Source organism: Streptomyces sp. NBC_01304, assembly GCF_035975855.1.
Classification (GTDB): Bacteria; Actinomycetota; Actinomycetes; order Streptomycetales; family Streptomycetaceae; genus Streptomyces.
Genome location: NZ_CP109055.1, coordinates 4,619,776 through 4,644,573, shown reverse-complemented (window position 1 = coordinate 4,644,573; position 24,798 = coordinate 4,619,776). Strand labels below are relative to the sequence as shown.

The 24,798-nt window shown below is 70.1% G+C and carries 22 protein-coding genes and 1 pseudogene; 13 read left to right on the top strand and 10 right to left on the bottom strand.

Annotated features, from left to right (window positions below; genetic code table 11):
• Positions 1-124 precede the first annotated feature (124 nt).
• The 3 genes from OG430_RS20275 to OG430_RS20265 form a co-directional block, all read right to left on the bottom strand.
• Positions 125-1,591 carry a protein kinase domain-containing protein gene (locus tag OG430_RS20275; protein WP_327353964.1) on the bottom strand — a complete coding sequence of 489 codons (1,467 nt, stop codon included), beginning with the start codon at positions 1,589-1,591 and terminating at the stop codon, positions 125-127.
• Positions 1,588-2,331: an FHA domain-containing protein gene (locus OG430_RS20270; protein ID WP_327353963.1), complete on the bottom strand. Its 744-nt coding sequence runs from the start codon at positions 2,329-2,331 to the stop codon at positions 1,588-1,590. Before OG430_RS20270 ends, OG430_RS20275 begins: the two co-directional genes overlap by 4 nt.
• A gap of 179 nt (positions 2,332-2,510) precedes the next feature.
• The gene (locus OG430_RS20265; RefSeq protein WP_327353962.1) at positions 2,511-3,125 is read right to left on the bottom strand and encodes an RDD family protein; all 615 of its coding nucleotides are present in this window, start codon (positions 3,123-3,125) and stop codon (positions 2,511-2,513) included.
• A gap of 268 nt (positions 3,126-3,393) precedes the next feature.
• Between OG430_RS20265 and OG430_RS20260 the strand changes: the two genes are divergently transcribed.
• Positions 3,394-4,254 carry a bifunctional methylenetetrahydrofolate dehydrogenase/methenyltetrahydrofolate cyclohydrolase gene (locus tag OG430_RS20260; protein WP_327353961.1) on the top strand — a complete coding sequence of 287 codons (861 nt, stop codon included), beginning with the start codon at positions 3,394-3,396 and terminating at the stop codon, positions 4,252-4,254.
• Positions 4,255-4,272: 18 nt separating this feature from the next.
• A complete protein-coding gene (locus OG430_RS20255) occupies positions 4,273-4,749 on the top strand; it encodes a DUF3017 domain-containing protein (RefSeq protein ID WP_327353960.1) in 477 nt (158 codons plus the stop codon).
• A 91-nt stretch (positions 4,750-4,840) separates the two neighbouring features.
• On the opposite strand, the gene OG430_RS20250 is transcribed toward OG430_RS20255, so the two are convergent.
• Positions 4,841-5,236 carry a hypothetical protein gene (locus OG430_RS20250; RefSeq protein ID WP_327353959.1) on the bottom strand — a complete coding sequence of 132 codons (396 nt, stop codon included), beginning with the start codon at positions 5,234-5,236 and terminating at the stop codon, positions 4,841-4,843.
• Between the two features lie 307 nt (positions 5,237-5,543).
• Between OG430_RS20250 and OG430_RS20245 the strand changes: the two genes are divergently transcribed.
• The 3 genes and pseudogenes from OG430_RS20245 to OG430_RS20235 form a co-directional block, all read left to right on the top strand.
• A complete protein-coding gene (locus OG430_RS20245; RefSeq protein WP_327353958.1) occupies positions 5,544-6,338 on the top strand; it encodes a helix-turn-helix domain-containing protein in 795 nt (264 codons plus the stop codon).
• The gene (locus OG430_RS20240) at positions 6,335-7,162 is read left to right on the top strand and encodes a helix-turn-helix domain-containing protein (protein ID WP_327353957.1); all 828 of its coding nucleotides are present in this window, start codon (positions 6,335-6,337) and stop codon (positions 7,160-7,162) included. Before OG430_RS20245 ends, OG430_RS20240 begins: the two co-directional genes overlap by 4 nt.
• 303 nt (positions 7,163-7,465) lie before the next feature.
• A pseudogene (locus OG430_RS20235) lies at positions 7,466-7,837 on the top strand (helix-turn-helix domain-containing protein); the annotation flags it as partial.
• Positions 7,838-8,145: 308 nt separating this feature from the next.
• Here the strand turns inward: OG430_RS20235 and OG430_RS20230 are convergent.
• Positions 8,146-8,685: a peptidoglycan-binding domain-containing protein gene (locus OG430_RS20230; protein WP_327353955.1), complete on the bottom strand. Its 540-nt coding sequence runs from the start codon at positions 8,683-8,685 to the stop codon at positions 8,146-8,148.
• A gap of 369 nt (positions 8,686-9,054) precedes the next feature.
• On the opposite strand from OG430_RS20230, the gene OG430_RS20225 reads away from it, so the two are divergent.
• From OG430_RS20225 to OG430_RS20215, 3 genes are all read left to right on the top strand, one after another.
• Entirely contained in the window at positions 9,055-10,131 is a 1,077-nt protein-coding gene (locus OG430_RS20225; RefSeq protein ID WP_327353954.1) for an XRE family transcriptional regulator, read from the top strand.
• A 248-nt stretch (positions 10,132-10,379) separates the two neighbouring features.
• Entirely contained in the window at positions 10,380-11,369 is a 990-nt protein-coding gene (locus OG430_RS20220; protein ID WP_327353953.1) for a malate dehydrogenase, read from the top strand.
• A gap of 331 nt (positions 11,370-11,700) precedes the next feature.
• A complete protein-coding gene (locus OG430_RS20215; protein WP_327353952.1) occupies positions 11,701-12,648 on the top strand; it encodes a hypothetical protein in 948 nt (315 codons plus the stop codon).
• Positions 12,649-12,713: 65 nt separating this feature from the next.
• On the opposite strand, the gene OG430_RS20210 is transcribed toward OG430_RS20215, so the two are convergent.
• The gene (locus OG430_RS20210) at positions 12,714-13,517 is read right to left on the bottom strand and encodes a hypothetical protein (RefSeq protein WP_327353951.1); all 804 of its coding nucleotides are present in this window, start codon (positions 13,515-13,517) and stop codon (positions 12,714-12,716) included.
• 189 nt (positions 13,518-13,706) lie between these two features.
• On the opposite strand from OG430_RS20210, the gene OG430_RS20205 reads away from it, so the two are divergent.
• From OG430_RS20205 to OG430_RS20185, 5 genes are all read left to right on the top strand, one after another.
• Positions 13,707-15,209 (top strand): aldehyde dehydrogenase family protein, encoded by a 1,503-nt coding sequence (locus OG430_RS20205; protein WP_327353950.1) that lies wholly within the window; start codon positions 13,707-13,709, stop codon positions 15,207-15,209.
• A gap of 101 nt (positions 15,210-15,310) precedes the next feature.
• Positions 15,311-16,879: a GMC family oxidoreductase gene (locus OG430_RS20200; protein WP_327353949.1), complete on the top strand. Its 1,569-nt coding sequence runs from the start codon at positions 15,311-15,313 to the stop codon at positions 16,877-16,879.
• Entirely contained in the window at positions 16,876-18,006 is a 1,131-nt protein-coding gene (locus tag OG430_RS20195) for a quaternary amine ABC transporter ATP-binding protein (protein WP_327353948.1), read from the top strand. The genes OG430_RS20200 and OG430_RS20195 overlap by 4 nt, the downstream gene beginning before the upstream one ends.
• Positions 18,003-20,045: an ABC transporter permease gene (locus OG430_RS20190; protein WP_327353947.1), complete on the top strand. Its 2,043-nt coding sequence runs from the start codon at positions 18,003-18,005 to the stop codon at positions 20,043-20,045. The genes OG430_RS20195 and OG430_RS20190 overlap by 4 nt, the downstream gene beginning before the upstream one ends.
• Positions 20,046-20,107: 62 nt before the next feature.
• Positions 20,108-21,070 carry a glycine betaine ABC transporter substrate-binding protein gene (locus OG430_RS20185; RefSeq protein ID WP_327353946.1) on the top strand — a complete coding sequence of 321 codons (963 nt, stop codon included), beginning with the start codon at positions 20,108-20,110 and terminating at the stop codon, positions 21,068-21,070.
• Between the two features lie 578 nt (positions 21,071-21,648).
• Here the strand turns inward: OG430_RS20185 and OG430_RS20180 are convergent.
• From OG430_RS20180 to OG430_RS20165, 4 genes are read right to left on the bottom strand one after another with little or no spacing between them, the layout of a single operon-like run.
• Positions 21,649-22,308, bottom strand: coding sequence for a hypothetical protein (locus OG430_RS20180; protein WP_327353945.1), 660 nt, complete (start codon positions 22,306-22,308; stop codon positions 21,649-21,651).
• 15 nt (positions 22,309-22,323) lie between these two features.
• Positions 22,324-23,040, bottom strand: coding sequence for a hypothetical protein (locus OG430_RS20175; protein WP_327353944.1), 717 nt, complete (start codon positions 23,038-23,040; stop codon positions 22,324-22,326).
• The gene (locus OG430_RS20170) at positions 23,040-24,305 is read right to left on the bottom strand and encodes a putative T7SS-secreted protein (RefSeq protein ID WP_327353943.1); all 1,266 of its coding nucleotides are present in this window, start codon (positions 24,303-24,305) and stop codon (positions 23,040-23,042) included. Before OG430_RS20170 ends, OG430_RS20175 begins: the two co-directional genes overlap by 1 nt.
• On the bottom strand, positions 24,305-24,634 hold the full coding sequence (locus OG430_RS20165; protein ID WP_327353942.1) for a hypothetical protein: 330 nt from the start codon (positions 24,632-24,634) through the stop codon (positions 24,305-24,307). The genes OG430_RS20170 and OG430_RS20165 overlap by 1 nt, the downstream gene beginning before the upstream one ends.
• Positions 24,635-24,798 lie beyond the last annotated feature (164 nt).

Genomic DNA, 24,798 nt, shown 5'->3' with positions numbered 1-24,798 from the left:
CGACGACGGCCGTCAACTCTCCGACGTATTCGAGGAGTTGCCGTGGGTTAAGCGGCTGGCTGCGGCCCGCCCCACGCCGGCGGGCCGCAGGGCTCAGCGGGTCAGCACTTCTCGTACCGGCGGGTCAGCACTTCTCGTACCAGCGGTGGGACTTCGGCCGCACCGGCTCGGGGAAGTTCACCTTGGCGCCGACGTCGACGCAGCCCAGGCGCTCGCGCAGTTCCGGCTCGGCGAAGTACGCGACAGCCACGTACTCCTCGCCTCCGCTGGTGTCGATTCCGTTGTTGATGGCCGACCGGACCTCCCTGGTGGTGGTCCAGCTGCAGTTGTTCTCACCCTTGATCCAGTCGATGTCGTCACCTTCCCAGGCGCACATGTCGCCCTTGCCGTCCTTCTCCGTGAAGAAGCAGACGCTGCCCTTGACGCACCGGTCGAAGCCCGACAACTCCGGTTTGTTGCCAGGCGGTTTGTTGCCGGGCGGTTTGTCGTTGACCGGGTTGGCCCCGACCGGGTCCTTGCCCCCGGAGCCCTCCGGACCGCCGCCGCCCAGCGAGAAGGCGAGCGCCGTCACCCCCGCGACCAGCGCCGCGCTGGTGGCCCACACCCACCGGTTGCGTGCGAGCGGTCGCGCCGGCCGCAGCCGGGGAGACGGGGCGGCGCCCGCCGCGGCCTCCACCCGGCGGAGCAGCGATGCCGTGTCGTGCGGCGCGCGCTCGGCGTGGGTGCGGGACAGGCAGTCCGTGACGATCTCCCGCCAGACGCCGGTGAGTTCAGGCGACAGGCGCAGCTCCTCGAGGCCGCGCGCATGGCGCACCGCCGCCTCCCGGCGGGCCGACGGCGTGGCTCCGGGCAGCGGAAGGGAGCCGGTGAGGGTGACATGGGCGAGTACGCCGAAGGCCCAGATGTCGGCGGTGGGCCGGATCTGCTGGCCGCGTTCGCCGATCTCCGACCAGAGGAGTTCGGGTGGGGTGTAGTCGGGCGTGGAGAAGGCGGGGGAGTAGGCGTGGGTGCCCTCCATCTCCGCTGCCATGTTGAAGTCGGCGAGGCGGGCCGAACCGTCCTTCATCAGCAGTACGTTGGCGGGTTTGAGGTCGCCGTGCACCCAGCCGGCGTGGTGCAGCTGGTACAGGCCCTCGCAGATCTGGGCGAGCAGCGCGGGGCCGGCTGCCGGCTTCGGGGACCGGGCGAGGAGCGCGTCGAGGGATTCCTCGGCCTGCTCCAGGACGAGGACGGTGGCGCCGTCGAGTTCGGGGTGTTCCGGGTCGTCGACCGTGAGGGCCTCGTACATCCGGATCAGCCGGGGAGCTTGCAGCCTGCTCAGCAACTCGACCTCGCGCTCGGCGAGTTCCCGCAGGTGGTGCAGCTGGCGCGGGGTGTGGGTGCCGGTCGGCAGGAACTTCAGGGCGACCGGCCCCGGCAGCTCCGCGTCGGCGGGTGCGGCGGCGCCGGCCGTGCGGCGCCGGGCCGCGTACACGCTCCCGAAGGCCCCGGAGGCCAAGGGTTCGCGCACCTCCCAGTCGCCGACGCGATAGCCCTTGGGAACGGGCACGGAGTAGGGCTGGGACCCGTCACCGGGTCGGCGGCGGCTCATCGCGCCGCCACGCAGGCCGTGGTGAGCGCCACCAGGTCGTCCTCGCGCACGAGGTCGAAGCGGAGCGCCAGGGACACCAGGGACTCCTTCTTGCCGTTGAGCCGGGGCCCGGGGTCCAGTGCGTCCGGGGCGGGCTTGAGGCGGAGCTTCACCGCGAGGTAGTCGATGTTCCACTGCACGGCGGCCCGGTTCGCGGCGGGCCAGATCGGGCGCAGCCGCTCGACGACCTGCTCCACCGTGGGCAGCGGTGCGTGCGGGACCCCGCGCAGCCGGGGCTCGCACAGCGCGGCAAGGACCGCGAAGTACCGCTTGGTCGGGTCGAGGGCGAACGCGGGCGCGGTCCGGGTCCCTTCGGGTCCGTGCGCCGCGTCGTCGAGGTAGTCGTGGCGGGGCGCCCACACGTCGAAGCCGAGCAGTTCCCCGGCCGCGGGCAGCACCACCCGGGAGAACTCGAACGGTACGGGCGCGTCGAGCCGGCCCGGCCCGACCTTGATGTGCTCGCCCGCGCCTTCCGGGTTCTCCACGACGTAGGTCTGGGCGCGGCTCAGATTGCTCAGTATCCAGAAGGCGCCCTGCGCGGTGATCTCGCCGGCGGTCCGCGAGACCCCGTGGTGCGCGATGGTGAGGCACGAGCCGCCCTCGGCGGGCTCCCGCCCGAAGCGGAGCTTCTCGCCGGGAGCGAGGCGTAACTGCTGGGTGGGGCAGGTGTGATGCGGTGGCACGACAACGATGCTGTACATACGGATTCCCCCCGATAGGTCCAACGTCGCTCAGGGTAGGGGGAGTTGGCGTTCTGGGGGACTGCTGAAAAGGGCCGTGTCGCCGCTTCTTCAAGAAGCGGGGACACGGCCCTTCACAGGATTCGGACCACAGGATTCGGCCCAGAGGGCTCAGTGAATCCCGGGAGCGTCAGGGCAATTCAGCCGCGGATGACGACCGCGCTGGTCACCTTGTCCGCGAAGCACTGCTTCTTGGCGTCCCAGATCGGCCACAGGTAGCCGAGGTAGCAGGCGATGCTGTCCAGGAAGTGGGCGAGCTTGCGGACGAACGCCATGCCGAAGCCGAGCGGCTGGCCGTCCACCTCGCGCAGCACGCGGATGCCGACGGCCTTCTTGCCGATCGTCTGGCCGGTCGTGCCCTCCTGGTACAGCTGCCAGATCCCGACACCGAGCATGGCCAGGACACCGATCAGGCTGAGCACGACACCGGCGCCGTTGCCCAGGGCGACACCGATGCCGACGAGGATGTACGGGACACAGAGGACGAGCCCGTCGAGCAGCGTCGCACCGACCCGCAGACCCCAGTGCGCGAACTCGGGCATACCGCCGTAGCCGTAACCGCCCTGCTGCGGGTAACCGGGCTGCTGGGGGTAGCCGGGCTGCTGCGGGTACCCCTGCTGCGGCGGCACGCCCCCCGGGGCCTGCTGCGGGTAGCCGTAACCGGGCTGCTGGGGCTGCTGCGGGTAGCCGTAGCCCGGCTGCTGGCCCTGCGGGGGCTGCTGACCGTAGGGGTTGTTCGGGTCGCCGTAGCTCATGGCGGTGTTTCCTCCGATGGATTGCGCGGGGACGGCGCGGTTCGTACGGAGGATTTCGAGCATCGAGCGGTTCGCCCCCCAGCACTGCCCCGCGGCACAGTGCAGCTCATCGTTCTAAACGCCCGGCTTATTTGTCCAGTCGGATCCCGAGTGGGACCCGCATAAGTTGTGCAAGTGCAACATCGGCCAGAAGCATCGTGAGCCAGGCCACGGCACAGCTCATCCACAGGATTGGAGCCGGGACCGGTTCATCCGCGAGGATGGGGGCATGACCGCCCAGATTCTCGATGGCAAGGCCACCGCCGCAGCGATCAAGGCCGACCTCGCGCAGCGTGTGACAGCACTCAAGGCGCTCGGCCACGCGCCCGGTCTCGGCACCGTGCTGGTGGGCGAGGACCCCGGCAGCCAGAAGTACGTCGCGGGCAAGCACCGCGACTGCGCCCAGGTCGGCATCGCCTCCATCCAGCGCGAGCTGCCCGCGACCGCCTCGCAGGAGGAGATCGAGGCGGTGGTGCGCGAGCTGAACGAGGACCCGGAGTGCACCGGGTACATCGTGCAGCTGCCGCTGCCCAAGGGCATCGACGAGAACCGCATCCTGGAGCTGATGGACCCGGACAAGGACGCGGACGGCCTGCACCCGATGAACCTCGGGCGGCTCGTCCTGAACGAACCGGCGCCGCTGCCCTGCACGCCCAACGGCGTCATCACGCTGCTCCGCCAGTACGGCGTCGAGATCAAGGGCGCCGAAGTGGTGGTCGTCGGCCGGGGCATCACCATCGGCCGCCCGATGCCGCTGCTCCTCACCCGTCGCTCCGAGAACGCCACGGTGACCCAGTGCCACACCGGCACCCGCGATCTGGCCGCGCACCTCAAGCGGGCCGACATCATCGTGGCCGCCGCCGGTGTGCCGCACCTGATCAAGCCCGAGGACGTGAAGCCGGGCGTCGCCATCCTGGACGTCGGGGTCAGCCGGGACGAGAACGGCAAGATCGTCGGCGATGTGCACCCGGGCGTCGCCGAGGTCGCCGGCTGGATCTCGCCCAACCCCGGCGGGGTCGGCCCGATGACGCGCGCGCAGTTGCTCGTCAACGTGGTGGAGGCGGCGGAGCGCGCCGCCGCCGCCCACTGATCCGGCGGGGGTGAGCTCATGAGCGTAGATCCCGAGGAGAACGGGCAGCCGGCCGAGCCGGAGGCCAAGGGCGTGGTGAGTGCGCCGACCGCCGAGGGCCCGAAGCGGTCCTCGCGGCGCTTTCCGTCCGTCACCCAGGACACCGCACGCCCTGAGGGCGGCGGCCGGGCCGCGCCCGGTGACGCCCCGGCACCCGCCCGGCAGTGGCCGATGCTGCTCGTGCTCGGCACGGTCGGACTCGGGCTGCTGCTCACGGCGTTCGATCTGTTCCGGGTCGGCACGCTGCTGATCGGGCTCGCGCTCCTCGCCGGCGCCGTGCTGCGTTGGGTGCTGCCGTCGGTGGGGATGCTGGCGGTGCGCTCCCGTTTCACGGACATGGTCACGTACGCGGTCTTCGGGGTGGCGATCTCGCTGCTTGCGATGATGGCGCAGCCGAATCCGTGGATCGAGATCCCGTTCCTGGACGACACCTTGCACTTCACGATCAGCAGTTAGGGATCGCGGTACGCACGTATGGCCACGGCCCGTCCTCTCCCCCTGGGAGGACGGGCCGCGGCCGTGTGCCCGGCGGACCGGACGGTTCAGGTCAGTGGGCGCGTACGCCGGTCGACTTGGTGGTGGTCTGGAAGCGGAACTTGTACTTGGTGCCGTCCGCGACGTCGGTGGCGACGGCCTTCCACTTGTCGGTGTAGGCCTTCTTGTACGAGGACTGGCAGTAGTTGAGGGTGTTGTCGCTGTTGTAGAAGCAGACCTTGACGTAGCGGAACACGGTGCCGCTGTTGCCGTTGTTCTTGATGTTGATGTCGTTGCAGCGGCTGCTGGTGGTCTTCATGCTCGTGTAGTGCGCGCCGGCCGCCTTCGAGTAGGCGACGGCGCCCCCGTAGCAGGAGGCCGCCTGGGCGGTGCCGGTGGAGGCCACCAGGCCGCCGCCCGCGATGGCGCCGACGGCGGCCAGCGAGACCAGGTTCTTGCTGAACTTCATGGGTGTGCTCCCCCGTTGAATGGGTGGTGCGGCGAACGGAACGAGCTTGGCGGCTTGTCGACGTCGATCGCCAGGGCTGCCGGGGCAATGCCGCTGTCTTGCCTCTCCCAAGCCTCTGACCTGCGGTGATATCGCGTCCCATGAGGTCTTGGTGGGACGGTGGGACGGAGCGGGGGGCGTCTCGTGAAGAATCGCCGGACATGGGGTAAGTCGCCGGGGAACAGGGGTAGTTGTGCCAGCCTGCTGGACTGTCCGAACAGGCCTGTGCAGGGGTGGGACGGCACAGGAACGGAGAGCGGGGGGGCTCATGTCGCGCTGGATGGAACTGCCCGGATCACTGGGGGAGCGGTCCGAGGAACTCGTCGTGAGGCTGCGGGACCACAAGGACCGCAGCGATCTCAGCCTGGTCGCTCTGGCCACGCGGACCGGGTACAGCAAGTCCTCCTGGGACCGCTACCTCAACGGTCGGTCCCTGCCCACGTCTGCGGCCCTGGAGGCCTTCGCCGCGGCCTGCGACACGGAGCCCGCGCCCTTGCTCGCGCTGCGTGAACTGGCCGAGGGGGAGGGCCTCTCGAAGGCGGCGGAGCAGCCGGTGGACCCCGAGCCGACAGCGGAGGTGCCCCTCCGGGACCGGAGTCCGTGGCGGGCCGTCGTGGTCTCCAGCGTGCTGTCCAGTGTGCTCACCGCGGGTGCGGTCGTCCTCGCCCTCTACGTCCTGGCCCCCTGGGACGGGGAGGCCCCCGCGGGCGTCGCGGCCACGGCCACCGAACCCACGCCGTACACCGGCGATCCGCACCCGGAGTTCGGCCCGTTCGTGTTCAAGCCGGGCAAGGACTACCCCTGCACGGTGAAGCGCGGGCAGAACGGCAAGCTCGCGGCCGGGTACAGCAGGACGGACAGCGAGCACCTGGAGAAGAACGCCTCCCGGTGGGCGGTCGTCGAGGCCCAGTGCCTGCTGAAGCACCACGGACTCGACCCCGGCGTCGCCGACGGCTCCTTCGGCAACAACACCTTGCGCGCGGTGCAGCGCGTCCAGACCAGGGGAAAGGTCGCGGTGGACGGGATGGTGGGCCCCGACACCTGGAAGGTGCTGCGCTCGTGACCGGTGCGGGGGGCGCCAGGGAACGCGAGCAACTGGCCGCCGTACTGCGCGAGTTGCGGGACGATACCGGCCTGAGCCTGAACGCCCTGGCGGCGAAGACCGCGTACAGCAAGTCCTCCTGGGCGCGCTATCTCGGCGGCCGTTCGCTGCCGCCGCGCCACGCGGTGGAGGCCCTTTGCCTGCTGGCCGGGCGGGAGCCGGGCGGAGTCCTCGCGCTGTACGAACTGGTGCGGGGGGCCAGTCGCGGTGGCGCCGGGGTGCGCAGGGCGAGCGCGCCGGCCGGACCGGTCTCCGTCGGCAGGCGGTCCCGGAGGATCTGGGCGGTGGCCGGTTCGGTCGTGGCCGCCGCGGTCGGGGTGTACGTCTGGTCGCTCCTCGGCACCGGGGCGACCGGCGGGACCGGGACCGGCGGGACCGGAGCCGGGGGGCGCGGCGCCGTCGCCGGCGCCCGCGAGGGGCATGCGCCCGGTTGTCTGGCCGACTCCTGCACCGGACGGGACGCGGAGGCCCTGCGGTGCTCCACGGCCACCCACCAGCCCGTCGTACTCGCCGAACGCCGGTACGCGGACGGGGTGGTGGTGAAGCTGCGGCACTCCGAGCGCTGCGGCACGGTGTGGGCGAGGATCGACCGGGGTGCGGTGGGAGACCGCGTGGAGCTCCACGCGCCCGAGGCGAAGGCCCAACGACGGGAAGTCCAGGACGACTTCGACGCACGGGGGTCGGTCTCCACCCCGATGGCCTTCGTGCGCTCCGCGGATCTGTCGGAGGTGCGGGCCTGCCTGGTCCATGAGCGGCAGCGCAGCTGCTTCGGCTCGGCGGACTGAAACCGCCGGTCGGTGAAAGAGATGACGCCCGTCCTCTCCCCCGAGGGAGGACGGGCGCCATCGGTCTGTTCTGTCCTTGGTGCTGAGCGGACCGACCCCATGCGTGGGGCGGGTCGGCCCCGTGTCTTGCTCGGCCTCCAGAGTCATGCACGCGCCAACGCGGATCAAGGGACGCCTACGCGCTGTGACGCGGAAGTGACCGTTCCGGTACGGAGTATCCGCCCTGCAACGATCGTCCCGGGAACCAAATCGGGCCGTCCATCCGTCAGTTGGACATACCGGATACGCGCTGGGGGGTGAGCGGTGAGCACCTGGCAGCCGCTGCCGGAGGAACTGCCCGCAGAGGTACGGCACTTCGTGGAGCAGCTCAGGCTGCTCAAGGACCGCACCGGACTCAGCCTGGTCGCCCTCGGCCGGGAGACCGCGTACAGCAAGTCCTCCTGGCAGCGCTATCTCAACGGAACCCAGCCGCCGCCCCGCCAGGCGGTGGCCGCCCTGTGCCGGGTCGCGGGCCTGGTGGCGCCGGACGCGGAGCGGTTCGGGGTGCGCCGGGAGCTGGCGGTGAAGGTGTGGCCGAGGGATGCTGCCGCACCGGCGGGGGGAGTGCGTGGCGGGCCGGCGGGGCGAGGTGCGGCGGAAGCCTATGAGGGCGAGCCCACCCTTCCTTGGTGGGACCTGCTGAACCGGGACGGGGGCGAAGGTTCGGCCCCGGCCGCACCCCTGGAGCCCGAGCCCGAGCCCGAGCTGAAGCCCGAGGCGATGCAAATCGCCCCGCCCTGGCGGCTGTTCGCCTACACCGCGGTGGCCGTGATCGCCCTGCTGCTCGCCGGCCTGCTCTGGGCCGTCGCCCAGATGCCGGACGGACCGTCGGGCGGGCCCGCCCCGGGAGTCGGCACCACCCAGAGCCCCGGCTTCGGCGAGCACAGCCGGAACGGGGCCACCACCTCACGGTGAGGGCCCCGCCCCGGCAACGTAACCGCTGCTCAGCTTGACCAGTCGTAAGCGGCCTTCTTCCACTGGCCGTCGATCTTCACGTAGTACTTGCCGTCGAGCCGCTTGAAGGTGACATTCCGGTCGTAACCGCTGTAGTAGACCTTGCCGTTGGCGCCCGGACCGTCGAGGAAGTCGTCCGCGTAGCCGAAGGTCTCCTTGCCGACGATGCCGTCGACGTCCTCCAGCTCCTCCCGGTCCTGCCAGTACTTGGTGGCCGAGTGGGTCTTCCAGCCGAACTGGCCGTCGATGTCCCACTTGGTGAACTTGTGCTTCTTGCCGTCGGAACCCGTCCACTTGGCGCCGTCCGCCCACAGGACGGACTGCCACAGCCGGGTGGCGTTGCTGTTCGCGTGCTCGTGGCGCGACAGGTTCCCCTCGTCGCCCCAGTCGTTGTACGCGGCACCCCGTCCGTCGATCACCCAGGTTCCGGTGGCCGAGGCGGCCGGGGCCAGGCCGCCGAGGCCGAGGCCGGCCGCGGCCGCCACGGACACGGCAGCGGCGGCGAGCCGGCTGCGCTTGCTGTTGAGCATGTGTTCTCCCCCTGCTGTTCTGCCGCTGCCGGGGCGCCGATCTCCCCCCGCGGAGGCGTTGACAACTCCGAGAGTCACCGCTGAACTGCCGTACCAAAAGGGAGAACGCGCACAATCGGGACGCTGCGGGACGTCCCAGGCCAGGACCAGGGGTTCCGTATCGCGGAAGGGGACGTCGATGGGACACTGTGGCTCGAAGCCAGGGGCGTGCGACGGGGCTCGCCCTTGCTTCGAATGCTCCCGTGCGCCCCCGCCCAGGGAACTGACATCCTGGCTCCACGCATCCCATTGGGTAGCCAGAACGAGGATCAGCACCGCATTACGCGCGGGGGACGTCAGGTACGTACACGGGGGGACAAGGGGGAAGTAATGCCTCGTTGGAGGGCGCTGCCGGAGGAACTCGACCCGCAGGTGCGCGAGTTCGCCAGCCAGTTGCGCCGACTGGTGGACCGCAGCGGGCTGAGCATCGCCGCTGTGGCGGACCGCACCGGCTACAGCAAGACGTCGTGGGAGCGCTATCTGAACGGTCGGCTGCTCGCGCCCAAGGGCGCGATCGTGGCCCTTGCCGAGACGACCGGTACCAATCCGATCCACCTCACCACCATGTGGGAGCTCGCGGAGCGTGCCTGGAGCCGTTCCGAGATGCGGCACGACATGACCATGGAGGCGATCCGGATCTCCCAGGCGCGCGCCGCGCTCGGGGAGTTCGGGCCGCCCGGGGCCAAGGGGAAGAACGGCCGGGCGAGCAGCGTCGCCGACCGGCAGGCCCCGGCGCATCCGCCGACCGCGCCGGTCGCCGCGCGCCCCTCGGGGGTGCCCACCGCCCGGAGGGCGGACGACGAGGTGCTCGCGGCACCGATGCCGCCGGGCCCGGCCTTCGTGGCGAGCGGGTCGGGCGGTACGGGCGGCGCGGGCGGGCCTCGCCCGCCGGCCGGTGGTTCGCCCGACGGGCAGCGGCGCCGGCGCAAGCTGACGATGTTCCTCGCGGGCGTCGTCGGCGCGCTCGTGGTGATCGCGGCGGCGGTGTTCCTGACCGACCTGGGCAAGGGCGACAAGGACCCGGAGTCCAAGCCCTCCGCCAACCCGACCACGCAGAACCCGAGCCTGCCGGACGGCGTCAAGTGCGTCGGCAAGGGCTGCACCGGCAAGGATCCGGAGCTCATGGGCTGCGGCGGCGAGTTCGCCAAGACCACCACGAGCGTCGTGGTGGGCACGGCGACGGTCGAGGTCCGCTACAGCAAGACGTGCGGGGCGGCCTGGGCGCGCATCACGACGGCGACGCCCGGGGACAGGGTCCAGATCACGGGTGCGGGTACCGCGGCCAAGCAGAACGGCGAGGTCGACGGGGACCGCGACGCGTACACCCCGATGGTGGCGGTCAAGTCCGCCGCGGACGCGAAGGCCTGCGCGACCCTCAAATCGGGGCAGCAGGACTGCACGAAGTAAGGATGGCGGCCGCTTACCAAGACCTCTGGCGAGCGGCCGCCGGATCCCGTGGGGGTACTGGGGCGTTTGCCCCTTGCCCGGCGATCCATGCGTACCAAAATCAGCCCCCTCCGGCGGACCCCCCTGTGGGCGGGGCCACAGGGGGCCGGGCCGACCGGTGGAGTCAATCGCGATAGCCTGGCCGATGGATCTCTCTTGACGCCAAGAGATCGATCATCCTCTGCCAAAGCTGTCCTACGGAGATCGCCATGACCCGCACTCCCGTGAATGTCACCGTGACCGGCGCGGCCGGCCAGATCGGCTACGCGCTGCTCTTCCGCATCGCCTCCGGCCACCTGCTCGGCCCGGACGTGCCGGTCAAGCTGCGACTTCTGGAGATCACCCCCGCGCTCGGCGCCGCCGAGGGCACCGCCATGGAGCTCGTCGACTGCGCCTTCCCGCTGTTGCAGGGCATCGACATCAGCGACGACCCGAACGTCGCCTTCGACGGTGCGAACGTCGCGCTGCTCGTCGGCGCCCGCCCGCGCACCAAGGGCATGGAGCGCGGTGACCTGCTCTCCGCCAACGGCGGCATCTTCAAGCCGCAGGGCAAGGCCATCAACGACCACGCCGCGGACGACATCAAGGTCCTCGTCGTCGGCAACCCGGCCAACACCAACGCGCTCATCGCCCAGGCCGCCGCGCCGGACGTACCGCGCGAGCGCTTCACCGCGATGACCCGCCTCGACCACAACCGCGCGCTCGGCCAGCTCTCGAAGAAGACCGGCACCCCGGTCTCCGAGATCCGCAAGATGACCATCTGGGGCAACCACTCGGCCACCCAGTACCCGGACGTCTTCCACGCGGAGCTCGCCGGCAAGAACGCCGCCGAGGTCATCAACGACGAGGCCTGGCTCGCCGACGAGTTCATCCCGACCGTCGCCAAGCGCGGCGCCGCGATCATCGAGGCCCGTGGCGCGTCCTCGGCCGCCTCCGCCGCGTCGGCCGCCCTGAACCACGTCAACACCTGGGTGAACGGCACCGCCGAGGGCGACTGGACCTCGATGGGTATCCCGTCGGACGGTTCGTACGGCGTCCCGGAGGGCCTGATCTCCTCGTTCCCCGTCACCACCAAGGACGGCGCGTACGAGATCGTCCAGGGCCTGGAGATCAACGAGTTCTCCCGCGCCCGCATCGACGCCTCCGTCAAGGAGCTCGAGGAAGAGCGCGAGGCGGTCCGCGCGCTCGGCCTCATCTGAGCCCCGAGCACTGGCCCGTACACCGGGCTTGACCTGGACGCCCCCGGCAGCAACCGCTGCCGGGGGCGTTCATTTTGCATGGACCCCGGAGGCACCCGCTCCTCTATGCTGTGACCTGTCGCACATCAACGCATGTGGGGGGCGGTGCGGCAGGCGCTCGTCGAAGTGGGGTACGGGGGCGACGAGTTCGCGCAGAGAACCGTCCGGGGGAGGACACACAGATGACCACGCATGACGACAGAGGCAGCGGCAGAGGCCGCGGTGGCAACAGCGGTGGCGGAGGCAGCGGTGCCACCCAGGCCGTCGCCGCGCTGACGGGCGGCGCCTGACCATGAGCGGCGACGACGAGGCGGTGCGCTGGAATCCGCTGACGCAGACCTGGGACACCGGCACACCGCAGTCCCCGGTGACCGGGCCGCCCGCGTCCCCGCCGGAGGCGCACCCGCCGACCCAGGTGGTGCCGCCCACGCCCTCGTATCCCGCACCGTCGTACCCCCCGCCCACGCCTCCGCCCCCGCCCGGGCAGGCCTGGCCCCAGCAGTCCCAGCAGCCCCAACAGCCCTGGCCCCAGCCCGAGTTGCCGACCCCGCCCCCGCGGCCCTCGGGGTGGCGGCGGGCCGGGCTGGTCCTCACGGTCGTCCTGGTCATGCTGGGGGCCGGGTACGGCACCTGGTTCTTCCTGGACAAGCGCGACCAGGACGCCAAGTCGGATGCCAAGCAGTCCGCGAGCCCGACGCCCGGCCCCTCGAAGGCCGAGCCGAGCCCCGGCCCGAGCACCGAGGGGCCGTCCGCCTCGCCCAGTTCCTCGGGCGTCGAGGTGCCGCCCGGCTACCGCCTGGTCACGGAGCCGGAGTTCGCGCTGGTCGTGCCGCAGGACTGGGAGCGGCGGACGGTGGACGGCGAGAAGGGCGTCACCGTCTACTACTACGAGGAGCCGGACGGCGGTGCCCGTGATCTGAGGATCTTCCCGATCACGGAGGAAAACCCCACGGCGACGGGGGTGTTGGAGACCGCCGACGCGATCTTCGAGAAGCAGTTCAAGAACTACACGCGCAACTCCATCGAGGACGCCGCGGACGAGCAGGGCGGCGCTCTGCTCGACTACTCCTACGACAGCGAGAAGCTGGACACGCGGATGCGTGCCGTCTACCGCGTCTTCGGCTCGGATCCCGACCAGTTGTACGGCCTGGTGGCCGCGGGTCCGGCCGACGACTGGCCGGAACAGCAGAGTCTGGCGCAGACCGGCGTGGAGTCCTTCTGTCTCACGGGGGCCTGCTGACGTTCACGGAGCCGGGTGCTCACGGGTTCGGTATTCACGGGTTCGGTGTTCACGGAGCCGGGCGTTCACGGCGTCGGGTCGAGGGCGTCCAGCTCGGCCACGTCGACCGACTCGTTGGCCGACGGGGTCTGTGGCGGGACCGGCTTGTCGTAGTCGGTCAGGGTTGTCGTCGTGGTCGCGCCGGAGCTGTCCTTCCGTACGACCTTGAGCGGATAGGGCTTGCCCTGCGTGGCGACGTACACCGTGAGGCCGGTGCGGGTGAGAGCGATCGCGGGGAGGCCGCCGACCGTGGTCCTCGCACCCTTCCTGAGGTCTTGGTCCTTGAACGCGTCGGCGGCGATGTCGTCCTGCCACCGCGGCAGGTCGCACACCTTGGAGTGGGCCCGCAGCAGCGACGAGCTGGTGGTGCCGCTGACATAGCGGCCCTGGAGGAGGTCGGCCAGCGCGTCGCCGTTCGGCACCTCGTTCCTCCAGAACTCGTCGCTGAACTTGAACCACACCTTCTCGCCGCGTTTGACGATCCAGGATTTCCCCGTGCCACCGCCGATGAGACTCGACCCGTTGCAGTTGCCGTCCCGGTCGAGGACGAGATCGTGCGCCGTCCGGATGTCGGCGCCCGGCGGGTCCTGCGGCCGCAAAGTGAGATGCAGGGACCTGGCGCGCAGCAGGGAGTCCTCGGCCTTGTCGGCTATCTGCCGTGCGGTGAGTGCGGAAACGCCATTGCCCTGAATGCCCGTTCCCTCCGTATTGCTGCCGTTTGCCCCTATGTCTTCGCTTTCGCGGCCCTCGCCGGACGAGCAAGCGGCGCACCCTCCCAGTAGAGCCGCAGCACACAGAGTGGTGACCCTTGTGCGTAGTGTCCTGGTCATCGCGCCACCTCTCAGGTGGGACAGATCAGTCTTCAGTCCCCTGTTCCGGGGCCTTTCGCCTTCACAAAGAGTGACCCTAAGCACTTTCGGACAGCGGAAGTGCATGCTTTCCGGCCCTAAGGGCAGGGGCACACGGCCTGCCGCAGAGGCAGGCGGAGCACAAATCGGTAACGGAAGGCAATACGCGAAGTGTCGGCACAACAGACCATCCACGTGGACGGAGAGTGGCGTAACGCCACGTCCGGGGCCACGCGCGAGATCCTCGACCCCGCGGATGCCAAGCCGTTCGCCGTCGTGGCCGAGGGCGACGCCGTCGACGCGGACGCCGCGATCGCGGCCGCACGGCAGGCATTCGACCACGGCGACTGGCCGAAAACCGCCGTCGCCGAACGGGCCGCGCTGCTGCGCAGGGTCGCCGACCTCCTGGTCCGCGACCGCGAGGAGATCGGCCTCCTGGAGAGCCGGGACGCGGGCAAGACCGTCGAAGAGGGCCGGATCGACGTGGACTGCGTCGCCGACGCCTTCCGCTACTTCGCCGATCTGGTGATCGGAGAGGGCGCAGGGCGCGTCGTCGACGCGGGCACGGACACGGTCCACAGCGTCGTCGTGCACGAGCCGGTCGGCGTCTGCGCGATGATCACGCCCTGGAACTACCCCCTGCTTCAGGCCAGTTGGAAGATCGCCCCGGCCCTGGCGGCGGGCAACACCTTCGTCATCAAGCCCAGCGAGGTCACCCCGCTCACCACGGTCGCCCTCATCGACCTCCTTGTCGAGGCGGGCCTGCCGGCCGGTGTCGCCAACATCGTGACGGGCCCCGGCCACACGGTCGGCGCACGCTTCGCCGACCACCCCGACGTCGACCTGATCTCCTTCACCGGAGGCCTCGTCAGCGGCACCAAGGTCGCCCAGGCCGCGGCCGTCGGTGTCAAGAAGGTCGCGCTCGAACTCGGCGGCAAGAACCCCAACGTGGTGTTCGCCGACGCCTGCGCCACCGAAGAGGGCTTCGACACCGCCGTCGACCAGGCGCTGAACGCCGCGTTCATCCACAGCGGCCAGGTCTGCTCGGCCGGCGGCCGCCTCATCATTGAGGAGTCGGTCCGCGACCGCTTCGTCACCGAACTCGCCCTGCGCGCAAGCAGGATCAAGCTGGGCCGCGGCACCGAGGACGGTGTGGAGTGCGGCCCGCTCGTCTCCCAGCAGCAGCTGGACAAGACCGAGGGGTACGTCGCCTCCGCGCTGGCGGAAGGCGCGGTCCTGCGCTCGGGCGGCAAGCAGCCCGAACCCAACGCGCAGCGCCCCGCCGCCGGTTACTTCTACGAGCCGACCGTCCTCGACCAGTGCCACCGCGAGATGCGGGTCGTCCGCGAAGAGGTCTTCGGGCCCGTCCTGACCGTGGAGACCTTCACCACGGAGGACGAGGCCGTGGCCCTCGCCAACGACACCGAGTACGGTCTCGCCGGTGCCGTCTGGACCCAGGACGCGGGCCGCGCCCGCCGGGTCGCCGGACGCCTGCGCCACGGCACGGTCTGGATCAACGACTTCCACCCCTACCTTCCGCAGGCGGAGTGGGGCGGCTTCGGCAAGTCCGGGGTCGGCCGGGAGCTGGGCCCGTCGGGCCTCGCCGAGTACCGCGAGTCCAAGCACATCTACCAGAACCTCGACCCGAAGCCGGTGCGCTGGTTCGGGGGCTGACCACCCGCGACGCCACGTGACCGGCCCCGCCGTCCGCGTACACGCATCAACAGCCCATTACGCGAAGCACTTTGCAGAAGCACGAAGTGGAGCAGCACGACATGCCTATACCTGCGCATGAGTACGACTACGTGGTCATCGGAGGCGGCACCGCAGGATCGGTGATCGCCGCCCGGCTGACCGAGAACCCCGACGTCACCGTCGCCGTCATCGAGGGCGGCCCCAGCGACGTGGACCGTGAGGACGTCCTCACGCTGCGCCGCTGGATGGGCCTGCTCGGGGGAGACCTCGACTACGACTACCCGACCACCGAGCAGCCACGCGGCAACTCGCACATCCGGCACAGCCGGGCGAAGGTCCTGGGCGGCTGCTCGTCGCACAACACCCTCATCGCCTTCCAGCCCCTGCCGTCCGACTGGGACGAGTGGGCTTCGGGCGGCGCAGAGGGCTGGGACGCCGCGGCGATGGCACCGTACTTCGGCAAGCTGCAGAACAACATCGTGGCCGTCGACGAGAAGGACCGGAACGCGATCGCCCGCGACTTCGTGGACGCCGCGCAGACCGCGCTCGACGTGCCGCGCGTGGAGGGCTTCAACAAGAAGCCCTTCAAGGACGGCGTCGGCTTCTTCGACCTCGCGTACCACCCCGAGAACAACAAGCGGTCCTCCGCCTCGGTCGCGTATCTGCACCCGATCATGGGCAAGCGCGACAACCTGCACCTGCTCCTTGAGACCTGGGCGTACAAGCTCGAACTCGACGGCACCCGCGCCAAGGGCGTCCACGTGCGCACCAAGGGCGGCGAGGAGATCCTCGTCGAGGCGAAGCGCGAAGTCCTGGTCTGTGCGGGCGCGGTGGACACGCCCCGGCTGCTCATGCACTCCGGGATCGGGCCGCGCAAGGACCTGGAGGCGCTGGGCATCCCGGTCGCCCTCGACCTGCCGGGCGTCGGCGAGAACCTGCTCGACCACCCCGAGTCGGTCATCGTCTGGGAGACCGACGGGCCGATCCCCGAGAACTCCGCGATGGACTCGGACGCCGGTCTGTTCGTGCAGCGGGACCCCGAATTCCAGGGCCCCGACCTGATGTTCCACTTCTACCAAATACCGTTCACCGACAACCCGGAGCGGCTCGGCTACGAACGCCCGCCGCACGGGGTGTCGATGACGCCGAACATCCCCAAGCCGAAGAGCCGCGGCCGCCTGTACCTGACCAGCGCGGACCCCGAGGTCAAGCCGGCCCTCGACTTCCGGTACTTCACGGACGAGGACGACTACGACGGCAAGACCCTCGTCGACGGCATCAAGATCGCCCGTGAGATCGCGAACACCGAGCCGCTCGCCCACTGGCTCAAGCGCGAGGTCTGCCCCGGCCCCGACGTCACCGACGACGAGGAGCTGAGCGCGTACGCACGCCAGGTCGCGCACACGGTGTACCACCCGGCGGGCACCTGCCGAATGGGTGCCTCCGCTGATGAACTTGCCGTAGTGTCCCCGGACTTGAAGATTCGGGGACTCGACGGAATCCGTATCGCCGACGCCTCCGTCTTCCCGACGATGCCCGCCGTGAACCCGATGATCGGGGTCCTGATGGTGGGCGAGAAGTGCGCGGATCTACTGACCGAAGAGCGACTGCGGTACGACGCAGATACTGCCGGGAGTGATGGCCGATGAGCACGACCACCGAGAAAACCGCCGACGCCGTGCCGAATCCCGGCGGGTCCGGCGATCCCACCGCGCCCGTGTTCCAGGTGCGCGACCTGTGGAAGGTGTTCGGCCCCAAGGCCGACAAGATCCCCGGCAACCAGGAGTACGCCGCCCTCTCGACGGCCGAGCTGCGCGAGAAGACCGGCTGCACCGCGGCCGTCCGCGATGTGTCGTTCGACGTCAAGCGCGGCGAGGTCTTCGTCGTCATGGGCCTGTCCGGCTCCGGCAAGTCGACCCTCGTCCGTACGCTGACCCGGCTCATCGAGCCGACCAGCGGCGCGATATCCATCGACGGCGAGGACGTCCTCGCCATGGACAAGACCCGGCTGCGCGCACTGCGCCGCCACCGCGCGGCCATGGTCTTCCAGAACTTCGGCCTCCTTCCGCACCGCAGCGTCCTCGACAACGTCGCGTACGGCCTGGAGATCCAGGGCATGGGCAAGGCCGAGCGCCGCGCCAAGGCCCTGCAAGTCGTCGCGAAGGTCGGCCTCGAAGGCCTGGAGAACCGCCGCCCCACCCAGCTCTCCGGCGGCCAGCAGCAGCGCGTGGGCCTGGCCCGCGCCCTCGCGGTCGACCCCGAAGTCCTGCTCTTCGACGAGCCGTTCAGCGCACTCGACCCGCTGATCCGCCGGGACATGCAGGAAGAGGTCATCCGCCTGCACCGCGAAGAGGGCCGCACGATGGTCTTCATCACGCACGACCTCAGCGAGGCCCTGCGCCTCGGCGACCGCATCATGCTGATGCGCGACGGCGCGATCGTGCAGCTGGGCACGCCCGAGGAGATCGTCGCCAACCCCGCCGACGACTACGTACGCGACTTCGTCCGGGACGTCCCGCGCGAGCAGGTCATCTCCCTGCGCCGCGCCATGCGCCCCGGCGACTGCGGTTCACCGAAGCACTCCTCGGGCCTCACCCCGGACATGGTCGTCGCCGACGCCATCGAGACCGTCGTCCACAACGATGCCGAGATCACCTGCGTGATGGAGAACGGCAAGTGCGTCGGCGTCGTCGACGACGCCGCGCTGCTCGCGGTGGTGGCCGGGCTCGACCCGGACACGGGCGACGCCAAGGGCAAGAAGGTGGCGGCCGTATGAGTGCCGCCCCCGTGCTCGAGAAGGCCGACCAGGTCGGCAAGGCCGACGCCCCGGGTGCCCCGCAGCCTCCCGGCACGCTGGCCGCGCTCGCCGCCCGGCCCAAGGTGGTGCTGCTCGTCGTCGCGCTGCTTGTCGCGGTCGTCAGCGCCGTCGTCAGCGGCAGCGGTGTCTGGCCGGCCGACCTGACGTTCAACCTGAAGCCGCCGTTCGACGACTTCAACACCTGGCTCGTCGACAACCGCGACACCCACTGGATCTTCCTCTACTTCCTGCTGCACATCGCCAACACCGCGGAATCCTCCGTGGACAGCGTGGTCAGCGTCCTGGACAGCCTCGGCGTCATCGGCGTGACCGTCGCCGCCGTGCTCATCGCCTGGTACGCGGGTGGCGCGGGCCTGCACCGCCGCGCCCTGCGCACCGCGGGCACCGCCCTGGCCGCCTTCCTGGCGATCGGGCTCCTCGGGGTGTGGGACGAGGCGATGGACACGCTCGGCCTGATGGTGGTCTGCGTGATCGCCGCCGCGCTCGTGGGCGTGGTGCTCGGCATGATCGCAGGGCTCTCGGAGCGCGGGGAGCGCATCCTGCGCCCCGTCCTCGACACGATGCAGGTCCTGCCGGCCTTCTCGTACCTGCTGCCCTTCGTGCTGATCTTCGGCACCGGCATCCCCTCGGCCTTCGTGGCCACCGTCATCTACGCCGCCCCGCCGATGGCCCGCCTCACGGCGCTCGGCCTGCGCGGCGCGGACGCGGCGGCCCTGGAGGCGTCCCGCTCGCTGGGCGCGACGTACTGGCAGCAACTGGCCACCGCACGGCTGCCGCTGGCCCGCAAGCAGATGCTGCTCGGCCTCAACCAGACGATCATGATGTGTCTTTCGATGGTCGTCCTCGCGTCGATGATCGGTTCCGGCGGTCTCGGCGAACTGATCTACAAGGGGCTGCAGACCCTCGACGTCGGGCAGGCGGCCCTTGCGGGCATCGCGATCGTGCTGATCGCGATCTGGCTGGACCGGACGACCGCGGCGGCGGGTGAGCGCATCGACGACACCTCGCTGGCCCGCGGCCGGGCCCGGACCTGGATCCACTGGGCGGCCATCGCGGCCCTCACCACGGGCGCCACCGTGCTCGGCTCCGCGCTCGGCAAGCAGGAGTGGCCGGACAACTGGGTCGTCGACGCCGGTACGCCGATCAACAACCTGCTCACCTGGATCGAGGACACCTTCGGCTCCGGCATACCGGTCCTGGGCGGCACCCACGCCTGGGCCGACGGCTTCGCCAACCACGTCCTCAACCCGGTGCGCGACGGCCTGCAGACCACCCCCTGGTGGGCGCTCGTCGTGGTCGCCGGAGTCCTCGCCTACCTGGCGGGGCGCTGGACCGCCGCGGTCACCGCCGTGCTGGCGCTCGGCATGATCGGCGGCATGGGCCTGTGGACCCGCGCCACGGACACGCTCGCGCAGGTGCTCGCCGCACTGTTCGTGACGCTGCTGCTCGGCTTCGCCATCGGCATCCTGGCCGCCCGCGTCGACTGGGTGGGGCGCCTGCTCCGCCCGGTGCTCGACACCATGCAGACGCTGCCGCAGTTCGTCTATCTGATCCCGATGGTCGCGCTGTTCTACGGCGGCCGCTCGGCGGGTGTGGCCGCGGCCGTCGTCTACGCGCTGCCCGCGGTCGTACGCATCACCGACCAGGGCATCCGGCAGATCGACCCCTCCGCCCTTGAGGCGTCCCGCTCGCTCGGCGCCTCGACCTGGCAGCAACTGCGCCAGGTCCAGCTGCCGCTGGCCCGCCCGGCGCTGCTGCTCGCCGTCAACCAGGGCGTCGTCCTGGTCCTGTCGATGGTGGTCATCGCCGGAATGATCGGCGCCGGCGCGCTCGGCATCGACGTCGTGAAGGGCCTCGCCAAGGGCGATCTGGCGCTCGGCATGACGGCCGGTATCGCGATCGTCTGCCTCGGCATCGTCCTGGACCGGATCTCGCAGCCGTCCGCGGACGTCAAGGTCCCGACGTCCGGCATCAAGCCCAAGTTCCAGGGCCCGTAGACACCCGGCAGTCGCACCCCGCACTTGCTCCAACTCTCCTGCTACGTAAGGAAAAGAAACTCGTGAAGCACAGCAAGCAGATACGCACCTCCCTCATCGCCGGCGCCGGCGTCCTCGGCATGGTCGCCCTGAGCGCCTGTGGTGCCGCCGAGACCGGCAAGGAGAAGAGCGCCGACGAGGTCACCATCACAGTGCCGTCGTGGGTGGGCGCCCAGGCCAACGCCGAGGTCGCCAAGGTGATCCTCGAGGACAAGCTGAACGTCAAGAAGGTCAACCTCAAGGTGATGGACGAGCCCATCGCCTGGGACGCCCTGAACAACGGCGAGGCCGACGTCATCCTCGAGGACTGGAACGGCCAGCCCGACAAGCAGAAGCAGTACATCGACCGGAAGAAGAGCGTCGTCAAGGCCGGCGACCTCGGAGTGGTCGGCCACATCGGCTGGTTCGTGCCGAAGTACTACGCGGACGCGCACCCGGAGATCCTGGACTACAAGAACCTCAACAAGTTCGCCAAGGACTTCAAGAGCTCCGAGTCCGGCGACAAGGGCGAGTTCATCGGCGCGGCGCCCTCGTACACCACGTACGACGAGTACCTGATCAAGAACCACAAGCTGAACTACCACATCAAGGAAACCGGCAACGAGGCCGCGCAGATCAAGGAGATCCAGCAGAAGTACAAGGCCAAGACGCCGTTCATCACCTACTGGTGGACGCCGCTGTGGGCGAACCAGGACCTGGACATGGTCGAGGTGAAGTTCCCCGAGTGGACCGAGGGCTGCAATGAGCCCAAGGAGTCGACCAAGTGCGGCTACGACAACAACAAGCTGCAGAAGTACCTGAACGCGGACTTCGCGAAGGAAGGCGGCAAGGCGGCCGAGTTCCTGAAGAACTTCAACTGGAAGAACGACCAGCAGGACGAGGTCGCCAAGTGGATCTCGAAGGACGGCATGAAGCCCGACGCCGCCGCGAAGAAGTGGGTCGCGGAGAACAAGGACGTGTGGCAGGCCTGGCTGCCGAAGAAGTAGGCAGTAGGCAGTTGTCGCTGGCCAGCTGAATGCGCCGGGCCGCCCCTGTTGTTGGGGCGGCCCGGCGTTTTAGCAGGGGCCGGGGCCGGGGCCGGGGCCGGGGCCGGGGCAGGGCAGGGGCAGAAGCGAATTGCGTGGCTGGTGTGGGCGGGTGGTGCCGGTGGCCTCCGCTTCTTTCGACGTCGCCTGCCGGTGCTCCGTGGCTGGCTTTCCCCGATTGCGGTCAGTACGGGGCAGCAGGGGGCTCGGAGGGCGAGGTGGGGGAAAAGGGGCAGCCATAACGGACATAAGGGTCCGTCTGGGGCCCCTTATCCCCCACCTAGCCTCACGGGGACCCTCTTCGGCTGCGTACTGACCGGTATCGGGGAAAGTCAGCCCCCGAGCCGCCGCAGACAGCGACGAAAGGTGCGGAGGCCACCCGCACCACCCACCCACACCAGCCACGCAATCCGCTCTTCAGCAGTGACCGGCACCCGGCACCCGGCGACCGGCACCCGGCACCCGGCGACCGGCACCCGGCACCCGGCGACCGGCACCCGGCACCCGGCACCCGGCGACCGGCCCCCAGTAGGGTCGCGTCACCTGCCCAGGGCCGCGATCAGGTTCGGCTCCCGCTCCAACAGCCGGGAAATGCCCGTCTGTTCGGCCAGGGACCGGCGCTGCGGGTCGGCCGCGTCGCGCTCGGCGGCGGACTTCTCCCACTCCGCGGGCTGCACGAAGAAGATCTCGCCGCCGGCCGGCAGGACCAGCACGCCGCCGAACGCCGCGTCACCCGCGAACCAGGCGCCGGCCTCCTCGGCCCCCTTCGGCCAGCGGCGCACCGTGGCGGCGTTGAGGGCCCGCAGGGTGGGAGCGCCCTGCTGCCCGCGCACCGACACCCGCACCGTGTGCACATCGCCGAGGTACTGCCACTGGGATGCCTTCTTCGACACCCGCGTGCGGTACTCCAGGGGATAGGCGCGCAGCACCTTCTTGCACACCCCGAGCCGGGAGCCGTGGCGCAGCCGCAGCACCAGGAAGATCAGCACGAACAGGCCAGCCGGGATGCAGAAGAACGGCAGGGCGGCGTCGTACCCGGCCGCGGTCGCCACGAACGGCACGGCGAGCAGGACCACGGCCAGCGCGAGCCGCGTGGCGATGTGCCGGTACAGCCTGCCCGTGGTGTGCCGGATCAGCTGGTCCACATCGGGAGGTGCGCCGGGCGTGCCCGGGTTGGTGGGGTTGGTCGGGTTGTTCATGGGGGCGGTCGTCCTTTACCCGAAGTCGTCGTGGATCGCCGCCGCGGCGGAGTGGGGCGGAGGGCCGTCGCTGCCCGCGTCCGCGCCCGCGTCCACGGTCGGGTCGGTGAACGACAGCGTATGGGCGACCCCGAGCAGCACATTGCGGTAGTCGTCCGCGAGGGCCACCGCAGGGGTGACCAGCTGCAGCATGACGATGTCCCGGTTGCCGGGCGCGGGCACGGCGATCGTGCCCTGCCAGATCTCCTCGTACCGGGGCCCGTCCGTGCCCTCGGGCGGCGGTCCGGGGGCGATGGTGCGGCGCCGCTCCTCGGCCAAGTAGGCCAGACCAAGAGGGAGTTGGAGGGGGCGCAGACCGGTGTCCGGGGCGTCGGCCGCGGAGCCCGCGAGGCCGGCGACGACCAGCTTGGCGTTGCCGCCGGAGGCCGCCACCGTCGAGACGGTGAGTACGGACGTGGCCAGGCCCCCGGCGTCGTCCGGGTGCATGCCCATGGCGCAGCTCTGCACCTGCTGCGCGTTCAGGGCCTGCACGGTGGCGGCGTAGAAACGCAGCACCTCGTCCACGCGCTCGCGCTCCCCGTCGGGCAGCGCGGCCGCCTCCTGTACGAGCGCGACGAGGCTCTCCAGGGGCGGGTCGAGGTCGATCCGCACATAGCCGTGCGGCAGCCCATACCAGAAGGCGGGTCGACGGTCGTCCGTGGCCGGTCGGCGCTGTGTGGTCTCGCCGGCCATCAGGCCCACCCGAAGAGGCCGGCTATGGAGTGCGCGGTGGCGGCGGCCTTCGTGCTCTCCGCCGCGTTGTGCTCGCCGCCGTCCTTGTCCACCAGGCCCATGCTCTCCGCGGAGGACACCAGGTTCGCCGCTACGTTGACGCCGTTCGCGGTGATGCTGCCCATCAGCTTCGCCGAGCCGCCTGCGGACTCCCCGGCCGCGCGCCAGGCGTCGGAGACGTCGTCGGCGGCGTTCTTGGAGAAGGCCGGGACGACCTCCTTCACGAAGGCGCCCGCCTTCTCGCTCTGGGACACGGCCACGCCCCACCGACCGGCGTCGGCCAGGCCCTCGGTGACCTCCTTGGCGGCGGTGCCGAGCGCCTTGCCGCCGGGGATCATGCCGACGGTGTCACCGGCGAGCGAGGCCCATGCGGCGAAGGTGTCCATGCCGCTGCCGCCGCCCATCAACTGGCTGCGGAATTCCGGGTCGGAGAGATTCTTCGCCATGGAGGTGGCGCTCGCCACGACCGCGATACCGGCGAACAGCGGCGCCAGCGGCGTCGGGAAGAGCGCGAGCAGACCGGCGATGGCGCCGATGGTCCCGGCGTGCTCCTTGAGGAAGTCGCCGACGGACTTCAGGATGTCGCCGACCTTGCTCCAGAAGCCCGGCTCGTCCGGCGCCTTCTTCGTCGCGCCGTCCAGGGCCTTGGCGATGACCTCGGCCTGGTCGGAGTGCTGGGTCTCCAGCTCCTTGATCTTGACGTTCAGCGCCTCGTACGAGGAGTTGGCGTTGTTGACCGCCGTCGACGCCTCGTTCATGCTCCGCTCGGCGGCCCGCAGCCGGGTGGTCGCGGCGTCGGCCGCTTCCTGCGAGTCGAAGGTCTGGCCCGCGAGCTTCAGATCCGGGTGCTTCGAGGCCTGCTCGTAGACGCCCTTGGCCTGCGCGAGCGCCTTCTTCTTCTCGGCCGAGTCGAGGTCGTACTTCTGCGCGAGCTCGCGGTTGGCGCCGAGGTGGCCGTCCCAGTTGTGCAGCTGGGACGAGGCCGTACGCAGCGAGGTCGCGGCCTCCTTGATGTACTTCGGCAGTTCGCCGTCGAGCGACTTGCGGAACTCCTCGGCCGCGTCGCCCTGCCAGTAGCTGCTCTCGCCGAGGAGCTTGGAGAGCTGCTGGTGGCAGGCATCGAGGGCGGTCGCGGCCGCGGAGACCTTCTTCTGCAGCGAGTTGACCTCGGTCGGAATGCCCGGCGCGGGGTTCCAGCCGATGTTGGGGTACGGGTTCGCGGCCACTACTTACCGCCCCCGTTGCCGCCCGAAGTGCTCTGGTCCGCGATCTGCTTGAGGGCCTTCTCCAAGGCGTCCTCGACCTCTTCGTAGCCCTTCTTGTTGGCCTTCACGCCCTCTTTGATCGCGTCGATCATCTTCTTGGTCTGCTCGGACCCGTACTTCCACTCTTCCTGGAACTTGTCACAGGCCTCGTCGAGCCGGGAGGTGCCGATCTGGTCGGCGCGTACGTGCTCGAGTGCGGACCGGGCCTCGTTCAGCTCGTCGACGCACTTCTCCAGATTCGTCAGGAACTGCGAGAGTTCCCCGACGTCTGTCTTGAATTGTTCCCCCATGGCCGTCTGCTCCCCGTTCGGCTGTGGACGCTTCAGCCTCAAGCGGTTCGAACAACCACTTGGGCCTCTTCCGCACCATACAAGCCGTGCCAGGGCGTTCCGTCCCCGCTGTTCGAGGGCTCACAGCTCAGCGGGAAAAGGGCACGAGAGCTCCACGAGATCGT

Excerpts from the sequence above, each read along its gene's own strand:
- OG430_RS20275 (WP_327353964.1), bottom strand. The coding sequence starts at position 1,591 with ATGAGCCGCCGCCGACCCGGTGACGGGTCCCAGCCCTACTCCGTGCCC.
- OG430_RS20270 (WP_327353963.1), bottom strand. The coding sequence starts at position 2,331 with ATGTACAGCATCGTTGTCGTGCCACCGCATCACACCTGCCCCACCCAG.
- OG430_RS20265 (WP_327353962.1), bottom strand. The coding sequence starts at position 3,125 with ATGAGCTACGGCGACCCGAACAACCCCTACGGTCAGCAGCCCCCGCAG.
- OG430_RS20260 (WP_327353961.1), top strand. The coding sequence starts at position 3,394 with ATGACCGCCCAGATTCTCGATGGCAAGGCCACCGCCGCAGCGATCAAG.
- OG430_RS20255 (WP_327353960.1), top strand. The coding sequence starts at position 4,273 with ATGAGCGTAGATCCCGAGGAGAACGGGCAGCCGGCCGAGCCGGAGGCC.
- OG430_RS20250 (WP_327353959.1), bottom strand. The coding sequence starts at position 5,236 with ATGAAGTTCAGCAAGAACCTGGTCTCGCTGGCCGCCGTCGGCGCCATC.
- OG430_RS20245 (WP_327353958.1), top strand. The coding sequence starts at position 5,544 with ATGTCGCGCTGGATGGAACTGCCCGGATCACTGGGGGAGCGGTCCGAG.
- OG430_RS20230 (WP_327353955.1), bottom strand. The coding sequence starts at position 8,685 with ATGCTCAACAGCAAGCGCAGCCGGCTCGCCGCCGCTGCCGTGTCCGTG.
- OG430_RS20225 (WP_327353954.1), top strand. The coding sequence starts at position 9,055 with ATGCCTCGTTGGAGGGCGCTGCCGGAGGAACTCGACCCGCAGGTGCGC.
- OG430_RS20220 (WP_327353953.1), top strand. The coding sequence starts at position 10,380 with ATGACCCGCACTCCCGTGAATGTCACCGTGACCGGCGCGGCCGGCCAG.
- OG430_RS20215 (WP_327353952.1), top strand. The coding sequence starts at position 11,701 with ATGAGCGGCGACGACGAGGCGGTGCGCTGGAATCCGCTGACGCAGACC.
- OG430_RS20210 (WP_327353951.1), bottom strand. The coding sequence starts at position 13,517 with ATGACCAGGACACTACGCACAAGGGTCACCACTCTGTGTGCTGCGGCT.
- OG430_RS20200 (WP_327353949.1), top strand. The coding sequence starts at position 15,311 with ATGCCTATACCTGCGCATGAGTACGACTACGTGGTCATCGGAGGCGGC.
- OG430_RS20195 (WP_327353948.1), top strand. The coding sequence starts at position 16,876 with ATGAGCACGACCACCGAGAAAACCGCCGACGCCGTGCCGAATCCCGGC.
- OG430_RS20190 (WP_327353947.1), top strand. The coding sequence starts at position 18,003 with ATGAGTGCCGCCCCCGTGCTCGAGAAGGCCGACCAGGTCGGCAAGGCC.
- OG430_RS20180 (WP_327353945.1), bottom strand. The coding sequence starts at position 22,308 with ATGAACAACCCGACCAACCCCACCAACCCGGGCACGCCCGGCGCACCT.
- OG430_RS20175 (WP_327353944.1), bottom strand. The coding sequence starts at position 23,040 with ATGGCCGGCGAGACCACACAGCGCCGACCGGCCACGGACGACCGTCGA.
- OG430_RS20165 (WP_327353942.1), bottom strand. The coding sequence starts at position 24,634 with ATGGGGGAACAATTCAAGACAGACGTCGGGGAACTCTCGCAGTTCCTG.